This is a genomic window from Burkholderia sp. LA-2-3-30-S1-D2 (genome assembly GCF_001523915.2).
In the GTDB taxonomy this organism is placed as follows: Bacteria; Pseudomonadota; Gammaproteobacteria; order Burkholderiales; family Burkholderiaceae; genus Burkholderia; species Burkholderia diffusa.
Map to the genome: position 1 here is coordinate 2,780,046 of NZ_CP013384.1, position 20,346 is coordinate 2,800,391.

Annotated in this window: 10 protein-coding genes; all 10 read left to right on the forward strand. The window is 60.9% G+C overall.

Features of this window, described 5'->3' with window-relative positions:
* Positions 1 to 32 precede the first annotated feature (32 nt).
* Positions 33 to 362, forward strand: coding sequence for a carboxymuconolactone decarboxylase family protein (locus tag WS66_RS25920; protein WP_006484989.1), 330 nt, complete (start codon positions 33 to 35; stop codon positions 360 to 362).
* A 150-nt stretch (positions 363 to 512) separates the two neighbouring features.
* Positions 513 to 1,346: a class II glutamine amidotransferase gene (locus tag WS66_RS25925; RefSeq protein ID WP_059608328.1), complete on the forward strand. Its 834-nt coding sequence runs from the start codon at positions 513 to 515 to the stop codon at positions 1,344 to 1,346.
* Positions 1,347 to 1,929: 583 nt separating this feature from the next.
* Complete coding sequence (rfbB, locus tag WS66_RS25930) at positions 1,930 to 2,991, forward strand: dTDP-glucose 4,6-dehydratase (protein ID WP_059608327.1); 1,062 nt, start codon at positions 1,930 to 1,932, stop codon at positions 2,989 to 2,991.
* An 11-nt stretch (positions 2,992 to 3,002) separates the two neighbouring features.
* Positions 3,003 to 3,896 carry a glucose-1-phosphate thymidylyltransferase RfbA gene (rfbA, locus tag WS66_RS25935; RefSeq protein ID WP_059608326.1) on the forward strand — a complete coding sequence of 298 codons (894 nt, stop codon included), beginning with the start codon at positions 3,003 to 3,005 and terminating at the stop codon, positions 3,894 to 3,896.
* Positions 3,881 to 4,432, forward strand: coding sequence for a dTDP-4-dehydrorhamnose 3,5-epimerase (gene rfbC, locus WS66_RS25940; protein WP_059608325.1), 552 nt, complete (start codon positions 3,881 to 3,883; stop codon positions 4,430 to 4,432). The genes rfbA and rfbC overlap by 16 nt, the downstream gene beginning before the upstream one ends.
* A gap of 8 nt (positions 4,433 to 4,440) precedes the next feature.
* Complete coding sequence (gene rfbD / locus WS66_RS25945; RefSeq protein WP_059608352.1) at positions 4,441 to 5,352, forward strand: dTDP-4-dehydrorhamnose reductase; 912 nt, start codon at positions 4,441 to 4,443, stop codon at positions 5,350 to 5,352.
* A gap of 617 nt (positions 5,353 to 5,969) precedes the next feature.
* A complete protein-coding gene (locus WS66_RS25950) occupies positions 5,970 to 13,598 on the forward strand; it encodes a type I polyketide synthase (protein ID WP_059608324.1) in 7,629 nt (2,542 codons plus the stop codon).
* A gap of 10 nt (positions 13,599 to 13,608) precedes the next feature.
* Positions 13,609 to 14,964, forward strand: a complete 1,356-nt coding sequence (locus WS66_RS25955; protein WP_059608323.1) for an aminotransferase class I/II-fold pyridoxal phosphate-dependent enzyme — start codon at positions 13,609 to 13,611, stop codon at positions 14,962 to 14,964.
* A gap of 54 nt (positions 14,965 to 15,018) precedes the next feature.
* Entirely contained in the window at positions 15,019 to 19,104 is a 4,086-nt protein-coding gene (locus tag WS66_RS25960; RefSeq protein ID WP_159086585.1) for a rhamnosyltransferase WsaF family glycosyltransferase, read from the forward strand.
* Between the two features lie 57 nt (positions 19,105 to 19,161).
* Entirely contained in the window at positions 19,162 to 20,259 is a 1,098-nt protein-coding gene (locus WS66_RS25965) for a polysaccharide pyruvyl transferase family protein (protein ID WP_082729092.1), read from the forward strand.
* Positions 20,260 to 20,346: the final 87 nt, after the last annotated feature.

Genomic DNA, 20,346 nt, shown 5'->3' on the forward strand with positions numbered 1-20,346 from the left:
GCCCTCCTCACCTCTTCTCGAAAGGACGCATCATGCTGAACTGGAACGAATACCGGAAGGAACTCTCGACGCGCATCGGCGACATCGCCAAGCTGTCGCCCGATACGCTGGCCGGCTACAAGGCGCTGTCCGGCGCCGGCGCCAAGACGGGTCATCTCGACGCAAAGACGCGCGAGCTGATCGCGCTCGCGGTGGCCGTCACCACGCGCTGCGACGGCTGTATCGCCGTGCACACGGCGGAAGCCGCAAAGCATGGTGCGACCAAGGAGGAAGTGGCCGAAGCGCTCGGCGTCGCGATCGCGCTGAATGCGGGCGCGGCGCTCGTCTACTCCGCCCGCGTGATGGACGCGCTCGGCGACTGACGCGTGCACGAAGGACGCGGCACCCGCCGCATCCTTCATCGACGATCGACCGGCGCAGTCTGCCAACCGGCGAGCGTGCGGCAGCCGCGTATAACGGCGCCGCGAAGTCGGCTACCATGCGCGAGAGGATTCATCGCGAAGGAGCGCTTCATGTGCCGCTGGCTCGCCTATACGGGTAATCCGATCCATCTCGAGACCGTACTGTTTCGCGCGAAGCATTCGCTGATCGACCAGAGCCTGCATTCGGAACTGGGCGCCACGACCACCAACGGCGACGGGTTCGGCATCGGCTGGTACGGCAACCCCGACGAACTGCCGTTCCGCTACCGCTCGGTGCATCCCGCGTGGAACGATCGCAACCTGCGCGAAGCCGCGCGCGCGATCCGCTCGCGGATGTTCATCGCGCACATCCGTGCTGCAACCGATACGCCCGTGCAGGAAACCAACTGTCACCCGTTCCGCCACGGCCGCTGGCTGTTCGCGCACAACGGGCTGATCCGCGATTTCCACAAGCTGCGCCGCGACCTGACGATGAAGGTCGACCCGGCGCTGTTCGCTACGCTCGAAGGCTCGACCGATTCCGAGCTGATGTTCCGTCTCGCGTTGACCTACGGCCTCGAGCAGATGCCGCTGCCGGCGCTCGAACGCATGGTCGGCGTGATCGAGGAAACCGCCGCGCGATACCGAGTCGCCGAGCCGCTCAACATGACGATCTGCGTGACGGACGGCGACCGGATCATCGCGGTGCGCTACTCGAGCGAACGGCAATCGCGCTCGCTGTTCCACAGCACGTCGTTCAGGCATCTGCACGAACTTTATCCGCACAATCCGCGCATCGTCGAAGCGGGCGACGACGCGTTCATGGTCGTGTCGGAGCCGCTCATCGACCTGCGCGACGCATGGGAGGAAGTGCCCGAAAGCACGGTGATCGTCGCGCATGGGGCGGATGTGCAGCAGCGGCCGTTCAATCCGCGGCACAAATAGGTTGAAGCGGCGTTTAAAGTCCCCGCCACACCAGGTGAAATGAGTCCGAATCGGACCGGATTTAACGAGGAATACGACAGGCACGTCACCAGCCACGACGCCACCCGCCATGTCGGTAAAGTAAAAATATTGCGATTCCAAATCTCGATATAAAACGGGTGATTCGCGCCGATCGAATCGAGCATGATATAGTTGCCATCGATTTTTAGTATCAAAAAACCATCACCGCATTCGGCGTCGAGTTCCGCTTGCACTCTCCTTGTCGCGGCTTTGCGCAAATGTTTGCGTGCGACAGCACGTCTGATGAATCCCGCGCAAGCGCACGGAGAATCGCGATACACCGCACACGACCGGCATCATCCGAGTCCCGCGGTATAGAGAATTAATAGTCTTTCAACGCAGACTGTGCGGTTGATACATGCGTCGCCTCGAAGGAATACCCTAGAATATGCGTGCAACCCAGCCCCCAGATCCGTCGGGGCAGCACGATTTCTTGATACTCTTCGTCCTGCGTCAATCGAGGGCGACGCGCACGAACGAGAGCAAGGCAGGACTCACTGCCGTTAACATAAAAAGAGGCTACATGATATTGGTTACAGGTGGCGCCGGCTTTATCGGTGCCAACTTTGTGCTGGATTGGCTGCGTCAATCCGACGAATCGGTTCTGAACGTCGACAAATTGACCTATGCGGGCAATCTCGGAACATTAAAATCGGTGCACGGAAACCCGAAGCACGTGTTCGCGCAAGCCGATATTTGCGACCGTGCGGCGCTCGATGCGCTGTTCGCGGAATACACGCCTCGCGCAGTCCTGCATTTCGCTGCGGAAAGCCACGTCGATCGCTCGATTCACGGGCCGGCGGATTTTGTTCAGACCAATGTCGTCGGAACATTCACGCTGCTTGAAGCTGCACGCCAGTACTGGAATACGCTGCCTGCGGCAGACAAGGCCGCATTCCGCTTTCTGCACGTTTCCACGGACGAAGTATTCGGTTCGCTGTCGCCTGCCGATCCGCAATTCTCCGAAACGACTCCGTACGCACCGAACAGCCCCTATTCGGCAACGAAGGCCGGCTCCGATCATCTCGTGCGCGCCTACCAGCATACGTACGGCCTGCCTACGCTCACCACGAACTGCTCGAACAACTACGGCCCATACCAGTTCCCCGAGAAACTCATTCCGCTGATGATCGCCAACGCGCTCGCCGGCAAGCCGTTGCCCGTGTACGGCGACGGCCAGAACGTACGGGACTGGCTGTACGTCGGCGACCACTGCAGTGCGATCCGCGAGGTGCTCGCGCGCGGCCAGACCGGCGAGACGTACAACGTGGGCGGCTGGAACGAGAAAACGAATCTCGAGGTCGTGCACACGCTGTGCGACCTGCTGGATGCACTGCGACCGAAATCGGCGGGTTCGTATCGCGACCAGATCACTTATGTGACCGACCGGCCGGGCCATGATCGACGCTACGCGATCGACGCACGCAAGCTCGAGCGAGCGCTCGGCTGGAAGCCCGCCGAAACGTTCGAAACCGGCCTCGCGAAAACGGTGCGCTGGTATCTGGACCATCAGGAATGGGTCGACGAAGTCGCTTCGGGCGACTACCGGAAGTGGGTCGCAACGAACTACGCGCACCGCGCGTAAGGGGAACGGACATGGCGCGCAAGGGCATCATTCTCGCCGGCGGTTCCGGCACACGGCTCTATCCGATCACGCATGCGGTCTCGAAGCAGTTGCTTCCGGTCTACGACAAGCCGATGATCTATTACCCGCTCTCGACGCTGATGGTCGCGGGCATTCGCGACGTATTGATCATCTCCACGCCGCAGGACACCCCACGCTTCGAAGCCATGCTCGGCGACGGCAGCCAGTGGGGGATGAACATCCAGTATGCGGTGCAGCCGTCGCCCGACGGCCTCGCGCAGGCGTTCATCATCGGTCGCGAATTCGTGGGCAACGATCCGTCGGCGCTCATTCTCGGCGACAACATTTTCTATGGTCACGACCTGGCGAAACAGCTCGAGCACGCAGACGCGCAAGACGCGGGCGCGACGGTGTTCGCCTATCACGTGCACGATCCGGAACGTTACGGCGTCGTCGAATTCGATCAAGACTTCCGTGCCGTATCGATCGAAGAGAAGCCAGCCAAGCCGCGTTCGAACTACGCCGTGACCGGTCTCTACTTCTACGACAACCGCGTGTGCGACATCGCCGCCGACATCGAGCCGTCGCCGCGCGGCGAGCTCGAAATCACCGACGTCAATTCCCGCTATCTCGCGGACGGCGCGTTGAACGTCGAGATCATGGGCCGCGGCTATGCATGGCTCGACACCGGTACCCACGATTCGCTGATCGAGGCCGCGAGCTTCATCGCGACGCTGCAGAAGCGGCAAGGCTTGGTCGTCGCCTGCCCCGAGGAGATCGCGTACCGCCGGCAGTGGATCGATGCCGAGCAGGTGCAGAAGCTCGCGCAGCCGCTGTCGAAAAACGGCTACGGCAAATATTTGCTGAACATTCTCACGGATCAGGTTGCATGGCCATCACGGTAACTGCTACGGCGCTCCCCGAAGTCAAGATCGTCGAGCCGAAGGTATTCGGCGACGCGCGCGGCTATTTCTACGAGAGCTTCAACGGACGCGAATTCGCGGCGCTCGTCGAGGCCGACGTCGAGTTCGTCCAGGACAACCACTCGCGTTCGGTAAAGGGCGTGCTGCGCGGGCTCCACTACCAGATCGAGCACGCGCAGGGCAAGCTCGTGCGCGTGGTCGAAGGCGAGGTATTCGACGTCGCGGTCGACATCCGGCGCAGTTCGCCGAACTTCGGCAAATGGGCCGGCGTGACACTGTCGGCCGACAACCATCGCCAGCTCTGGGTGCCGCCCGGCTTCGCGCACGGTTTCGTGGTGCTGTCGGAGTCCGCGCAATTCCTCTACAAGACCACCGACTACTGGTTCCCTGAGCACGAGCGCAGCTTGCTGTGGAACGATCCGGAGATCGGCATCGATTGGCCGCTCGAAGGCGAGCCCGTGCTCGCGGCCAAGGATGCGGCTGGCAAGCGGCTCGCCGAAGCCGAGTACTACAAGTGAGCGGCGCCGTGGAACAGAAAAAACGGCCCGAGCAACGGACCATCCTGCTCACCGGCATCAATGGCCAGGTGGGATTCGAGCTGGCGCGCACGCTGCAAGGGCTCGGCAACGTGGTCGCGCTCGACCGCAACCGGCTCGACCTGTCGCGCCTCGACCAAGTGCGCGAGGTCGTGCGCGAAGTGAAGCCCGACCTGATCGTGAACCCGGCCGCCTACACGGCAGTGGATCAGGCGCAGACCGACGTCGCGCTTGCCACGCGCTTGAACGCCGAAGCGCCCGCGGTGCTGGCCGAAGAGGCGAAGCGTATTGGCGCAGCGCTGATTCACTACTCGACCGACTACGTCTTTGCCGGGACCAAGGACGGCGTCTATGTCGAGGACGATCCGGTCGATCCGCAAAACATCTATGGCAAGACCAAGCTCGAAGGCGAACAGGCGATCGCGGCCGCCGACTGCGCGCATCTGATCTTCCGCACGAGCTGGGTGTACGGCGCGCGCGGCAAGAACTTTCTGTTGACGATGCTGCGCCTGGGCGCCGAGCGCGACGAACTGAAGATCGTCGCCGACCAGATCGGCGCGCCGACCTGGTCGAACACGATCGCAACGCTGACCGCCCATGTCGTCGCACAGGCCGCCGCCACCGGCGCGGCCGGTCGGGAAGCATGGTGGAACGCGCATTCAGGCGTCTATCACCTGTGCGCGGCGGGTTCGACTTCGTGGCACGGATTCGCCGAGGCGATTTTCCGTCTCTCAAATCTGCCAAGGAAGCCCGTGGTCGTGCCGATTCCCGCCAGCGCCTATCCGACACCCGCCAACCGCCCGGCCAATTCGCGGATGTCGAACGAGAAACTGGCCAAGCACCTCGGCGTGCGTGCGCCGCACTGGGAAGCCGCGCTCGAGCTGTGCATGAAGGGGATGTAACGCCAGCCGCCGCCGCGCTTCCAGGAAAGCGGCGGCAACTCTATTCCTGCCGTCATGCAACCGGCGACTTGAAGCCGGTTAAACCACCCTAGTTCTTACCAAGCCATTACCCGTTCTTTGCTCTTGAACACCTCCCCCGAAATACGTTGACCCGTGCCGTGCTTTAAATCCTCATACGTGATTCCAGTGCGCCGAAAAATACTTCAGCGCAAGAGATGAAAACGCCCGGTTTGCAGTATCACCGCCATCTCAGAAAAGCAAATATTACTGGCGCAACATTGCCTTCATCCCGTCGAGCACGTCTGCGACAAGTGCGACTTACCGCCCCATTAGCAGACAATCAGTAAGATTGTGATCAAAATATAACGTCGCGCGAATCAATCTCGGCAAACCGAGTCCCGGCCTGTCAGGGTCGCGCGCCGGACCGGGATTCGCGGATAAAAAGAGCCAATTTACGTTCCAGCCAGCTTTCAGGATAAAATCGCGGGTCGCGCCCACGTCCCAAGGCTGGCGGACACGGCAATTCCTACTCCCCACGCGTACATCCAGACCATCTCGCAGTTCCACGCATTAACAGGGAAAACACACAGTCAGCCAGTCACAAAGAAAAGAAGCTCATGAGCAAACGCGTCGCTTTAGTCGGATTGGCATTTCGATTTCCGGGAACAGATAGTCGTCACTACTGGAGCGATCTGCTCAACGGCAAGGACTGCGTGACCGAAGTCGAGGCTGCCAGATGGTCGAAGGATGCGTACCTGCATCCGGCCAAGGAACATCCGGGCACCGCGTACACATTCGCTGCCGGTTCGATCGGCGATGTCTCAGGCTTCGACGCCGACTTCTTCGGGATCTCGCCGCGCGAAGCCGCGCTGATGGATCCTCAGCAACGGCTGTTGCTGGAACTCTGCTGGGAAAGCATCGAAAACGCCGGCGTCAAACCGTCGTCGCTGCGCGGCAGCGATTGCGGCGTCTTCGTCGGCATCGCCAGCGCCGACTACTCGTACCGGATGGCCGACGATCTCGCCACGGTGGACGCTTCGATGGCGACCGGCAACACCGCCAGCATCGCCGCCAACCGCCTGTCCTACATCTTCGACCTCCGCGGCCCGAGCCTCGCCATCGATACCGCATGCTCATCGGCGATGGTGGCGTTTCACCTTGCGTGCCGCGCGATCGTCAACGGCGAAATCAGTCACGCGATCGCAGGCGGCGTCAGCCTGCACCTGCATCCCTATGGCTTCATCACCTTCTCGAAGGCATCGATGCTGTCGCCGAGCGGGCGCTGCAAGGTCTTCGACGCGTCGGGCGACGGTTACGTGCGCTCGGAAGGCGGCGGCCTGTTCCTGCTGAAAGACTACGACCAGGCGGTGGCCGACGGCGATCGGATCCTCGCCGTCGTGGCGGGTACCGCGGTCAACACCGACGGCCGCAAGTCAGGCCTCACCGTGCCGAGCGTCGACGCGCAGACCGCGCTGATGCGCCAAGTCTACGAACAGGCGGGCATTCCGCCTGAAGCCATCGATTACCTGGAAGCGCACGGCACCGGAACGCCGGTGGGCGATCCGATCGAAACCCGTGCGATCGGGCAAGCGCTCGGCCAGCGCCGCCCCGCCGACGTGCCGTTGCCGATCGGTTCGGTCAAGAGCAACCTTGGCCACCTCGAAGCAGCATCGGGCGTCGCAGGGCTGGTCAAGGCCATCTACAGCCTGCAGCATCGCGTGGTGCCGGGCACGATCGGCATCCAGGAATTCAACCCGAACATCCGCTTCGACGACTGGAACATCGCGGTCGTGACCAAGCCGCATCCGCTGCGCGAGACAGGCACGCTGACCATCGGCGTGAACTCGTTTGGTTTCGGCGGCGCGAACGCGCACGTGATCCTGCAGACGCCGCCGCAAACCAGCCGTGCCGCCCATGCGCTGCCGAACCCGCCGGCCACCGTGCCAATGATCGTGAGCGGCCGCAGCACGGAAGCACTGCAGGCCAATGCCCGCAAGCTTGCCGACACGCTGCGCGGCCCGTGTGCGCCGGCGCTGTATGACGTTGCCTATGAAGCCGCGCTGCGCCGCGACTGGCACGACAAGCGCGCGGTCGTATTCGGCCCCGACAACGACACCGTCGCGCAACTGCTCGACCAGATCGGCGCGGACGAAGCATCAAACCCGGCCGCACACAACGGCGTGGCCGTGCGCGACGCGCAGGGCCCGGTGTTCGTCTATTCCGGCAACGGTTCGCAATGGGCCGGCATGGGCGGCAAGCTGCTCACGCATCCCGTGTTCGCCGAGTCGGTGGCCGAAATCGACCGCCTGTTCACCGGGCTCGCCGGCTGGTCAATCCAGGAGTTGTTCGAGCGCGAAGCACAAGGCGGTGCCTACGAGCGCACCGAAGTCGCGCAACCCGCCCTCTTCGCCATCCAGGTCGGCATCACGCGCATGCTCGCCGCGCAAGGCGTGCAGCCTGCCTCCGTCACCGGCCACAGCGTCGGCGAAGTCGCCGCCGCCTGGGCGTGCGGTGCGCTCACGCTGGCCGATGCGATCACGGTGATCTACCACCGCAGCCAGCAGCAAGGTCTCTCGAAGGGCAAGGGACGCATGGCGGCAGTCGGCATGGACGGCCTCGCCGCCGCCGCACTGCTGGACGAACTCGGCCTTCGGCACACGCTGTGCGTCGCCGGCTACAACAGCATCAAGGGCGCGACGCTCGCGGGCGCCGTGGACGCGCTGGAAAAGGTCGGCCACGTGCTGGCCGATCGGCGCGTCTTCTACAAGCAGCTCGATCTTGATTACGCGTTCCACAGCAGCGCGATGGATCCGATCGAAGCCCCCCTCAAACGGGCGCTCGCGCATATCCGTCCGCGACGCGGCAACGTGCCGTTCTTCTCGACCGTGGCCGGCGCGCTGCTCGACGGCGCGGCGCTCGACGCCGAATACTGGTGGCGCAACATCCGCGTGCCGGTACGCTTCGAGCAGGCACTCGACAGCCTCGTTGCGCAAGGCAGCAACGTGCTGATCGAAGTCGGCCCCGCGCCGGTGCTGCGCAGCTACGTCAACGAGATGCTCAAGCATCACGGCAAGACCGGCCACTGCATCCCGACCGGCCGGCGCAACGACGACGCGCCAGAGCACGTGCAAGCCGCCGTTGCCCAGGCCCTCATCAGCGGCGCGCCGGTTGATTGGGCCCACTTCTTTCCGACCGGTGCGGCTCGCACCGAACTGCCGTCGTACGCATGGCAGCGCGAGCGCTACTGGCACCCCGTCACGACCGAATCGCTGAACCAGCTCGGACGCCGCCGCGTGCATCGACTGCTCGGCTACAAGATGAGCCAGCAGACGCAGCCGGCGTGGGAAAACCAGCTCGATACGCAGCTAGAGCCGTGGCTGGCTGATCACGTCGTCGGCCACGCGACCGTGTTCCCGGGCTCCGGCTTCGCGGAAATCGCGCTCGCCGCCGCGCTGCAATGGCACCCCGGCGACAACGCGGACATCGAGGAGCTCGAAATTCATGCGCCGCTGCTGCTGTCCGCCGCACCGAGCAAGATCACGCGACTGTCGCTCGACGATAGCGACGGCCACTTCCAGCTGCGCAGCAAGCAGGTCGGCGGCACCGACCCGTGGACCGTACATGCGAGCGGTCGTCTGCTGTCGGGCGCGAATCTCCCTCAGCTGGCCGAAACCGCGCCCGCGCTGCCCGCGCGCGAGCCCGACTTCACGGGTGCGACGCACCTCGCGCTGACGCGCGCGGCCGAATTGGACTACGGCCCGGCCTTCCAGGCGGTGTCGCACGGCTGGCTCGAATCGCCGCGCGACGCAGTGGCCGTGCTGCACGCGCCACAGGCGCTTGCCGCGAGCCTGCCGCACAGCCTGCTGCACCCGGCGCTGCTCGACTGCACGTTCCAGCTCATCATCCAGATGCTGAAGGACGATCCGTCGCTCGGCCAGGGCGTCGCGTTCGTGCCGACCCGCATCGGCCGGCTGCGCTGGCGCGCGGGTCTCGGCACGCCGCATCGGGTGCGTGCGCGCCTGCTGAAGCGCGCGCCGCATTCGCTCACCGCCGAGTTCGCGCTGTTCGACGAACAAGGACAGCAGATTGCGGCCATCAGCGAAGCGCGCTTCCGTAGCGTGCGGCTGTCGAAGGCGCAAGCCGAGCCGCTTGCATTCCTCGACTACGCCGCGATTCCGAGCCCGCATCCGCAAAGCCCGCAACAGGCGAACCCCGCGCTGCGACGCAATGCGCTGCAGCCTGCGTTGCGCGCGATGGTCCGTGCCATCGTGACGGACGGCCTGCTCGAACGCTATGCGCAGGAAGTCGATCCGCTGCTGGAAACTCTGTGCGACCGCTACGCCACCGAGGCGCTGCTGACGTTGTCGACGAATGGCAACCTCGACGCGAGCGCGCTCACCGCCTGTCGCGATGCCGCACCGCACGCGGCACCGCTGCTCGACTGGCTGCTCGGCCGCAACGCGCGCCGGCTTCCCGATTCCCAGGACTGGCAGATCGACGCGTCGCAGGATGACGGCGCAAGCACCGCTGACATCTGGAACAGCCTGCTGCGCGAATACCCCGACTACTTCACGCTGGTGCACGCGACCGGCCGCATCGGCCTGCACCTGCCGGCGTTGCTGAGCGGCGAAACCGCGTGGGCGAACATCTGCCCGCGCGACATCTCGCCCGTCGGACTGGCGCAATACGTGCTCGGCGACACGGCAACCCGGCGGCTGTCCGACACGCTGGGCGCCCATCTCGAGAAAGCACTGCTTGCCCGCGCGCCCGACCAGCGCGTCGGCATTCTGGAAATCGGCGCCGGCGCATCGCGCGTCGCAGCCGACCTGTGCCGCCGCCTGGATTTCGCCGTCGCCGACTTCGGCTACGCAAGCGCCGAGGACGCCGCACTCGAACAGGCGGAACGCCTGCGCGAGCACTGCCCCGAGCTGTCGGTCCAGCGGATCGACGCAAGCGCGGCAAGCACGAGCCGCGACGCCGACCTGATCATCTTCCATTGCGACTTCGGCAGCCTGGAAGCGGCGCAACAGGCGCTGCAATATGGCGCGAACCGCCTGAAGCCCGGCGGCACGCTGCTGCTGTGGGGCACGCAACCCGCCGCGTGGATGGACTTCATCTTCGGCGGCAACGCCACGTGGTGGACTAAACGCGCCGACGGCACGTCCGGCACCCCGCAACGCACCGCAGCCTTCTGGCAAACCGAACTGGCCCAGCTCGGCCTCGACTGCGACGAACCACTGGAACTCGCGCCGGAAAGCGCGTGCGGCCCCTATCTGCTCGCTGCCGGCCTGCCGTTGGAAGCGCCCGCCGTCGCGCAGCCGCAACTGCCGCAAGGCGGGTGGCTGATTCTCGCCGACACGCACACGGCAGGCGAATCCGGCGCCGCACGCAAGCTGGCCGACTACCTGTCGAACCGCCGCCGCTTGCCCGTGCGCATGGAGACGGACATCGCGCCCGAACAGCTGGATGCGCTGCTCCAGCGCGCGCAAGCCGAGCTCGGCGAGATCCGCGGCATTGTGCATCTTGCGGGCCTCGCCTACGGCGCGAACCTGGACGCCGGCGATTCGCAACGCCTGCTACTGGCTCAGGTGCAGCGCTGCTCGCTGGCCGCCGGGCTCGCATCGGCCAGCGAGCGCGCCGGCCTGAAGACCACGCTGTGGCTGTTGACCGCCGGCGCCGCGCCGTTCCTGCCCGTCGCGCAAACCGACGGATATGCGACCCTGAATGACGCTTCGCTGTGGCTCTACGGCCGCACGATGATCAACGAGGCCGCCGGCTTCGACGTGCGTCTCGTCGACCTGCCGCAGGCCGCCCCGTTGCCGCTGGAAGCGCTCGCGCGCGAACTGCTATGGCCAGACGGCGAACAAGAAGTGGCGCTGGGTTCGTCAGGCGAGCGTTACGCGCCACGCCTGCGCAAGAACCCGCGCCCGCATCCCGAAGCGCCGGCGATGCCCGCGTCCGCAACGGACACCGCGCTCCGCCTCGGCTTCGAGGTACCGGGCCAGCTGCGCAACCTGCGCTGGGAAGCCCATACGCTGCCCGACATGCGCGAGGACGAGCTACAAATCCGCGTCGAGGCCACCGGCCTGAATTTCCGTGACGTGATGTACACGCTCGGCCTGTTGTCAGATGAAGCGATCGAAAGCGGCTTTGCCGGCCCGACGCTGGGCCTCGAGTTCTCCGGCGTCGTCGAGCGCGTGGGCCGCAAGGTCACCGGATACAAGCCAGGCGACGCCGTGGTCGGCTTCGGGCCGGCCAGCTTCGGCAACGTCGTCGTGACGCAGTCGAGCGCGCTGTCGCACATTCCGCGCAGCCTGTCGTTCGAGGCCGCGGCCACCATCCCGAGCACGTTCTTCACCGTCTACTACGCGTTCCATCACCTGGCCCGGCTCGAGCCCGGCGAACGCGTGCTGATCCATGGCGCCGCCGGCGGCGTCGGCATCGCGGCCATCCAGTTCGCACAATGGATCGGCGCGGAGATTCACGCGAGCGCCGGCTCGGACGAAAAACGAGATTTCCTGCGTCTGATGGGCGTGAAGCACATCTACGATTCGCGCTCGCTCGACTTCGCCGACGAAATCCTCGCGGCCACCGATGGCGAAGGCGTCGACGTCGTGCTCAATTCCCTCGCGGGCGAAGCCATCAACCGCAACCTGCGCGCGCTGAAGCCGTTCGGCCGGTTCCTGGAGCTCGGCAAACGCGACTTCTACGAGAACACGCGCATCGGGCTGCGCCCGTTCCGGAACAACATCAGCTACTTCGGCATCGACGCCGACCAGTTGATGTCAAAGCGCCCCGACCTGACCCGACGCCTGTACGGCGAGATGATGGCGCTCTTCGAGGAAGGCGTGCTGCGCCCGCTGCCATATCACGCGTTCGACGCGAACGACATCGTCGATGCGTTCCGTCACATGCAGCAGGCGCGCCAGATCGGCAAGATCGTCATCACCTATCGTCGCGGCCTGCACGCCAGCGCCCCGGCGCAAGCAGCCGTGGCCGACGGCGAACTGCAGTTGCGCGACGACGCCAGCTACCTCGTCACCGGCGGCCTCTCCGGGTTCGGCCTGCGCACCGCGCAATGGCTCGCCGACAAGGGCGCACGCCATCTGGTGCTCGTGAGCCGCAGCGGCCCGGCGTCGGAAGAGGCGCAGCAAGCGATCACCGCGCTGCGCGAACGCGGCGTCGCCGTGCATGCCGCGCCGTGCGACGTGACCGACCGCGCGGCGCTCGCCGCACTGCTCGCGCACGTGGATGCGCAGATGCCGCCGTTGCGCGGGATCGTGCATGCCGCGATGGTCATCGACGACGGTCTCGTGCGTAGTGCAACCGCCGCACAGATCGAACGCGTGATGGCGCCCAAGATCGTTGGCGCGCTGCACCTCGACGAGCTGACCCGCGCGCTGCCACTGGACTTTTTCGTGTTCCATTCGTCGGGCACCACGCTGTTCGGCAACCCCGGCCAATCGAACTATGTGGCCGCAAACGGCTGGCTCGAAGCGCTCGCCCGCCACCGGCGCGCGCGCGGCCTGCCCGCCACTAGCCCGCGCTGGGGCGCGATTGCCGATGCGGGCTTCCTCGCACGCAACCAGAAGGTCAAGGACGCGCTGCAAAACCGCATGGGCGGCAGCGCGCTTCCCGCCGCGACGGCACTCGGCGCACTGGAAAACATGCTGCTCGCCAACACCGGCGACCTCGGCGTGCTTGAACTCGACTGGCGCTCGCTCGCCCGCTTCCTGCCCAGCGCGCAGACGCCCAAGTTCGCGTGGGTGGCGCGCGATGCAGCCACCTCGTACCAGGACGAGGACGGCAGCGACGACGTCGCCGAATTGCTGGCCACGCTGAACGACGAGGAACTTCACCCGGCGGTGGTCGACATGATCAAGCACGAGGTCAGCGAGATCCTGCGCGTGCCGGCCGACAAGATCGACCCCGACCGCTCCGTCTACGACATGGGGCTTGACTCGCTGATGGGTGTGGAACTGGTGGTGGCGCTCGAAAGCCGTTTCGGCGTCCGCCTGCCGGTCATGGCGCTATCCGAGAGCCCCACCCTGACCAAGCTGGCGACGCGACTGATCGAGGTGCTGCGCGGTGACGAGCCGTCCGAGCCAGACACCGTCGCCCAGCAGGTGGCCCACGTGGTGGCCCAGCACACCGAGGATGTTTCCAGCGAAGCGATTGCCGAATTCACCGACGAAATCAAGGCCGCACAAGAAGCGGGCCACAAGCCGCAACGCATGATCCGATAAGCGCGACGACATGAGCAAGACTAAAACCACCGGCCTGCCGGGCCTGACCTCGGCCCTGAAGAACAAGCTCATCCAGCAGGCGCTCGAGCGCAAGCTGCGGGAGGCCGGGCGCGACCAGTCCGTGGCCTCGCCCGTCGCAGGCCGGAAAACGGCGTCGTCCGTGCCGGAGGCGTATACGCGCTTCGACCAGTATCCGGGCTACCGCCAGTTGCGGATCATGAACGACGGCGCCGCCCGCCTTGGCGTGCGCAGTCCGTTCTTCAAGCTGCATGAAGGCACCGCCGGCGCGCAGACCGACATCGCCGGCAACACGTATATCAATTACGCGAGCTACAACTACCTCGACATGTCGGGCGACCCTGTTGTGTCGCAGGCGGCCAAGGATGCGATCGACCGATACGGCACGTCCGTGTCGGCAAGCCGCCTGGTATCGGGCGAACGCCCGATCCACCGCGACCTCGAGCGTGCGCTCGCCGATCTGTACGGCGTGGACGACGCGATCACGTTCGTGAGCGGCCATGCCGCCAACGTGACCACGATCGGTTATCTGTTCGGACCGCGCGATCTGGTGATCCATGACGAACTGATTCACAACAGCGTGCTTCAGGGGATCCAGCTTTCCGGAGCGAAGCGTTTTTCGTTCGCGCACAACGACGCCGATGCGCTCGAACGGTTGCTGACAGAACAGCGGCACCAGTTCGAGCGCGTGCTGATCGTGCTCGAAGGTATCTACAGCATGGACGGCGACTACCCCGACCTGCCGCGCTTCGTCGACGTCAAACGCCGCCATCGGGCGTTCCTGATGGTGGACGAAGCGCATTCGATGGGCGTGATGGGTAAAACGGGGCGCGGGATTCGCGAGCACTTCGGCCTCGCCGGCGATGCCGTTGACATCTGGATGGGCACGCTCAGCAAATCGCTGGCCGGCTGTGGCGGCTATATCGCCGGTGAAACCGCGCTCGTCGAGCACTTGAAGTTTCTGGCGCCCGGGTTCCTGTACAGCGTGGGCATGCCGCCGCCGGTGGCCGCGGCTTCGCTCGCGGCGCTGCGGCGCATGCTGGAGTTGCCCGAGCGCGTGGCGACGTTGCAGGCACGCGGGCAGTATTTTCTTGCACAGGCCAAGGCTGCGGGGATCGATACGGGAAGCAGCGCGGGGATTGCTGTCGTTCCGGCGATTCTGGGCAGCTCGCTGCGGGCCACCAAGTGGTCGGATGCGCTGTTCGAGCAGGGCATCAATGTACAGCCGATTCTCTATCCGGCTGTGCCGGAACAGTCGGCGCGATTGCGGTTCTTCATCGCTTGCACGCATAGCGAGGCCCAGATCGACAGGACGGTCGAGGCGATGAAAACATTGACCAATAAATGACGGGCTGGCTATGTTCGATACAACGAAAGCCCAATCTCCGCCTCCGGAAGTTCAGTGGACGTCACCGACACGCACTCGCTCTCGTATGACGAGCCGTTCGAGATTTCACAAGAGCCATCGATCTTTCCAGCTACCGTACAGACCAGCGGGACACCTGATCATCAAACCATTCCGTTCAAGATAAAGGGCCGTGCACATATGTTTTTCTCAAAAAAGACCAATAATTGGAAATCCGATCTAGTCAAAAAATCAATATTCTTTGACGGCGATATCTATCGAGAATCTGCCAAGCTGACAGCCAAGCAAGATCCAGCCGACCACTACCTGAACAACTGGCAAAGCAGGCAGATTAATCCCTCGTTTTTCTTTGACTCCAATTTTTATTTGAAGACGTACGAGGATGTCAGACTGAAAGGGATCAATCCGCTCCTGCATTACATCATGCATGGTTGGAAAGAAGGACGCATTCCGTCCGCTTCATTTAACCGCGATGCATTCCTTGCAGCACATCCCCACATTAATCCGGACGTATCTGATCCGGCCGCATGCTGCATCATGCTTTATGGAGAATACAACTGGAATGGAAAAGTACTCCATGATGCACGACAGGCCGCGCAGCTATTCTCCCCCGCCTTGATTGCGGATGTTCAGACGGCGCAATTGGCCTCATCTCCGGAATCTCAAGGATTCGAGATCGCCAGCGCGGCGACCGACGCGCCCCCCTCAGATCCGCTCACTGAACTGTACCGTCGCGAGTTCGATGCAGACTTCTATTTGTCTAACTATCCGGATGTCAAGGAATCCGGAATCGATCCATTCGTGCATTACATGGATCATGGCTACAAGGAAGGACGAAATCCCAACCCGGAATTCGATGGAATTTATTACAGAAACACTCACCTTGGCCGAGCCTCAAAGCAGAATCCTCTGATTCACTATGTACGCCAAGGCAAAAGGAAAGATCTCGCGACCAAACCGGCCTCATCCGAAGAATTGTGTCGCCTTGAATTCGACGAGAATTTCTATCTGTCGATGTATCCGGATGTCAAAGCATCCGGAATTGCCCCATTCCTTCACTACATGAATTTTGGATTCAAGGAAAGTAGAAATCCGAATCCGAATTTTGATAGCTTTTTCTACAAAACATTCAATCTAAAAGATAATCCAGACCAGAATCCTCTGCTCCATTACATAAAGCAGGGTCGTCAGAAAAATGTTCTCACGCGACCCGGCAGTACCATTACAATCTATCCGACCTTCAAACACAGTCCGGAAACGAGTGTCTGTGTTCATGTTCACTGCTACTATCCCGAATTGCTCGGCGAAATTGCGAAGGGGTTACAGAATTTTCCGAGCGGAACGCATATCGCATTGACCGTTTGCAGCGAAGCAGATCGGATATTTTGTATCAACTATCTGAACAGGCATCTTCCTGAATTCACGAAAGACGTCATCCTAGTACCAAACCAGGGGCGCGATATCGGTCCGTTCCTGGTCGGCTCGGCGCATGTGTGGAAAGACTATGACTTGGTACTCCATCTCCACACGAAGCAAAGCAGGCACATCAACTGGGGAAATATCTGGCGCCACTACATTTTTGATCAAACCATGGGCAGCAAGGAAATGGTCAATGCAATCATTGATCAATTTACTATCGATCAAAAAATTGGTGCACTGTATCCAGAAAATTTCTATGAAGTCAAGAAATACACAGTCAGCAATCCAAATACGGAGAATGTAAAGAATCTGCTGCGCTTTCTCGGTATCAGCGAGGAATACATCTCCGCCGAATTTGCCGCTGGCTCGATGTGCTGGTTCCGGACCCGATCGCTGCTGCCGTTGATTGAAAAGATCGACAACCTGGATCTGTTCGAAACTGAGGAAGGTCAGGTCGACAACACGTTGGCGCATGCGCTAGAACGAGTCATGCCGATGACCATCCGCGCACGGGGATTCACGGTCCATTCCTATACATCTCCTGTGCGCGCCTTGCTTGGAGAGTCGCTGCCAGCTCCTGGACGAGATGCGACCAATTCGGAAATCACCGACGCGTGGCCGCGCGACAGCGCCCGAGCGGCGACCCGCCCGCCGCTTCCACTTAAGCCGTTGTCGCGTGCATTCAACGGGAAAGCACTCGACATCCATTGGGTTCTGCCCAGTTTCGGGAAGGGCGCGGGAGGACACACGACCATTTTCCGGATGGTCAGATTCCTTGAGCAATTCGGACACCAGCAGACCATCTGGCTGCAGAACGCCACGAACATGCCAAGCGAGGAGGTCGCACGGCAACGCATCATTGATTGGTATATGCCCATCGGCAAAAGCGTTTCCGTTCTCTTCTTGCCCGAAGACCTGCGCCAACTTTCCGGGGATGTCATCATTGCAACGGACTGCTGGACCGCATTTCCAGTTAGCCGAGCAACGAAATTCAAGGAGCGATTTTATTTCGTTCAAGATTTCGAGCCCGATTTCCATCCCGCAGGCGCCAATCGCCTTGTAGCCGAGAGCACCTATGACTTCGGATTCTCTGCTTTGTGTGCGGGCGCCTGGCTTGACAAGATCATGAAGGAGCGTGGCGTATGGTCGCGTCGTTGGGAACTTGCTGCCGATCACGATATTTACTTCCCGCTCTCGACCTCCGCCGCGGCCACCTACTCATCCGAACATGAAGTGCAAATCGCCTTCTATGCGCGCCCGTACACACCAAGACGAGCTGTGGAGCTGGGGTTCGCCGCACTCGAGCAACTCCATCGATCAGGCAGGCGGTTCAAGGCCCACTTGTTTGGAGAGGAAAACATTGAAGTCAATTACGATTTTCCGTATGTACCGCATGGTATTTTGAGCCACGAAAAGCTCGCGGAACTCTATAGGTCGATGGATATTGGCCTCGTCTACTCTGCAACCAATTATTCCTTGATTCCCTTGGAAATGATGGCTTGCGGACTTCCGGTCGTCGAGCTTGACGTGCCGAGCACGCGGGCAATTTTTCACAACGGTGAGGTCGCGTTCGCACCGCCCTCCCCCTACGGCATTGTCGATACGATCAATGATTTGCTGAACTCGCCTCGCAAGAGAGAAATTCAGCGCAAAAACGGACTCGAATTTATTGCGGCGAGTTCTTGGGAAAATAGCGCCAGAAAGATCGAAAGCGCTATCATTGAAAAACTTGTAGAATCGAAATTTGAAAATATCGCGTCGTCGATTGGCTCACCTCTTATTGTAAAGAAACCTCGCGTTTCCGTTTTCATTCCAACGTATAACGCAGGAGGCGAGTTCCTCAAGGTTCTCGATGCTGTCACCAATCAAGAGTGTGATTTCCCTTACGACGTTTTAGTAATTGACAGCTCGTCCACAGACAATACACCGGAAATTGTCAATAGATTCAAAGATCGCAATGTCCGTTTCGCTCAGATTCCACAAAATGAATTCCAACATGGACGAACTCGGAATCTGGGAATCTCGATGACAGAAGGCGACTACGTGGCAATCCTCACCCAGGACGCCACACCCGCCAACAAGCACTGGCTGTCATCCTTGATTAGCGGCTTCAGCATGGGTGATCGCGTCGCAGGAGTTACCGGCCGGCACGCTGCTTATCCGGACCACGGGTTGTTTATCGAGCGGGACATCAATGAACACTTTGATAATTTGGCGCTACTACCATCGGTAATCGACTCCGAAGTCGGACTTCCCAGTTATTGTTATCGAGGAGGAGTTAACTGGCGTATGCTCGCATATTTCTACTCCGACAACAACTCGGCGATGTCTCGGAAAATATGGAGAAGCCTCCCGTATCCGGAAATCGAATGGGGAGAAGACTATGTTTGGGCATCGCTTGCAATTAAGGCGGGCTATCAGAAGGCATATGTAAATGATGCGATTGTCCTGCATTCTCACAATCTTTCCGATCAGGCACAGTTCAAAACCGCTACGGCCGAAGGCAAGTTTTGGGCACAGCAATTCGGAGTAAGACTGCACGGTGACGAAGACGCTGCCATTGCGCATATGGATGCAAGGGATTACCATTTTGCGATGAAGAATGGGATCAAGAACTCCGACCTCAAGCAACGGCAAAAGTCGAACAAGCTTCTGGTGAGAGGGCGAACCCAAGGCTGGGAAGATAGCCGCACAGACATTTGACCCCAATAAATTTGGTGATGGCCAACAACTATCTCTATTAAACTCGATAAATTTATTATGTTTAAATCGCCGGTAGTACTTGGAATTTTTTCCCAAGAGAACATCAGCAAAATAACGCTCGATCAAGCATTCTCCAACAGTGGAAAAAACACAGGAAATCTTCTCTTCAGTGAGAGTCTGTATCAGAATATTCAAGGTTCAACCAAAGGACATCTCGGATTCACCGAGGCCGATCTGGAAGACAAAGATTGCATTGTGCTTGCAGCGGCGAACTGGCTGAATTCTGACATTGATCTTGGATCGCTATACGAGCGGCTGAGAAGAACCAAGCTACCGATCGTTATAGTGGGCCTTGGTGCTCAATCCTCGTTGCGATCTGAAATTCCAAAACTCAAGGAAGGAACGCTAAATTTGGTTAGATTGATTGCCGAGCGCTCCAGCACTATCTCCACCAGAGGCGATTTTTCCGCCTCTGTACTTGAGGCTTACGGAATCAAGAAGGTCAGCGTAACCGGCTGCCCTTCGTTGCTACTTGCGGGCAAGCAGGCGCCTGCCATTAAGAATTTCTCGAGGGAAATGAGCAATGGCATAGTTATAGGCGGAACTCGTCACGGCTTTCAAAGCGCGAGTCTTTTTCAGATCCACCTGTATCGACAGGCCTTGAAGTTCAACTTGCATCAAGTGCTGCAATCTGAACTAGCTGATATGTATTTCGCCCTGAAACGGTATAGCAACCAGGAAATTCTCCTCAAGGCGACAAATATTCTAGGGGCGTTGTATGGCGAAAACGAAAGTCGCATAGCAAATTACGTCACCGAGAAAACTCACGTATTTTTCGATCTGACGTCATGGCTTGCATTCATGAACAGCAAAGCCATGTATGTTGGTACGCGCCTGCATGGGGCTATCGCATCACTGTTGGCGGGAACGCCTGCCACACTGATCGTCCACGACTCCCGGACAGCTGAAGTGGCCACGGCGCTGAACATTCCTTTTGTCAACGAGACCGAGATTGATATCAGAAGCGATATCGATTTTTCCAGCCTCTATTCCTCAAGTGACGTATCGAAATTTATCAATGGCTATAACAAATACAGGTTAAATTTCGTCGATTTCTTTGAAAAGAACAATCTTCGAATGCTGACCACGGTATAAATTTAGGTCAAAGCGAACGACACGTCCCACATTGCGAATTGTGTCGTTCGCTAACAAGTTCAAACAGCCTCCACCTTGTTCAGCCAG

What these genes read in the sequence shown, in the direction of transcription:
- rfbA (WP_059608326.1), top strand. Translation starts at nt 3,003, where the DNA reads ATGGCGCGCAAGGGCATCATTCTCGCCGGCGGTTCCGGCACACGGCTC.
- WS66_RS25950 (WP_059608324.1), top strand. Translation starts at nt 5,970, where the DNA reads ATGAGCAAACGCGTCGCTTTAGTCGGATTGGCATTTCGATTTCCGGGA.
- rfbB (WP_059608327.1), top strand. Translation starts at nt 1,930, where the DNA reads ATGATATTGGTTACAGGTGGCGCCGGCTTTATCGGTGCCAACTTTGTG.
- WS66_RS25955 (WP_059608323.1), top strand. Translation starts at nt 13,609, where the DNA reads ATGAGCAAGACTAAAACCACCGGCCTGCCGGGCCTGACCTCGGCCCTG.
- rfbC (WP_059608325.1), top strand. Translation starts at nt 3,881, where the DNA reads ATGGCCATCACGGTAACTGCTACGGCGCTCCCCGAAGTCAAGATCGTC.
- WS66_RS25920 (WP_006484989.1), top strand. Translation starts at nt 33, where the DNA reads ATGCTGAACTGGAACGAATACCGGAAGGAACTCTCGACGCGCATCGGC.
- WS66_RS25965 (WP_082729092.1), top strand. Translation starts at nt 19,162, where the DNA reads ATGTTTAAATCGCCGGTAGTACTTGGAATTTTTTCCCAAGAGAACATC.
- WS66_RS25925 (WP_059608328.1), top strand. Translation starts at nt 513, where the DNA reads ATGTGCCGCTGGCTCGCCTATACGGGTAATCCGATCCATCTCGAGACC.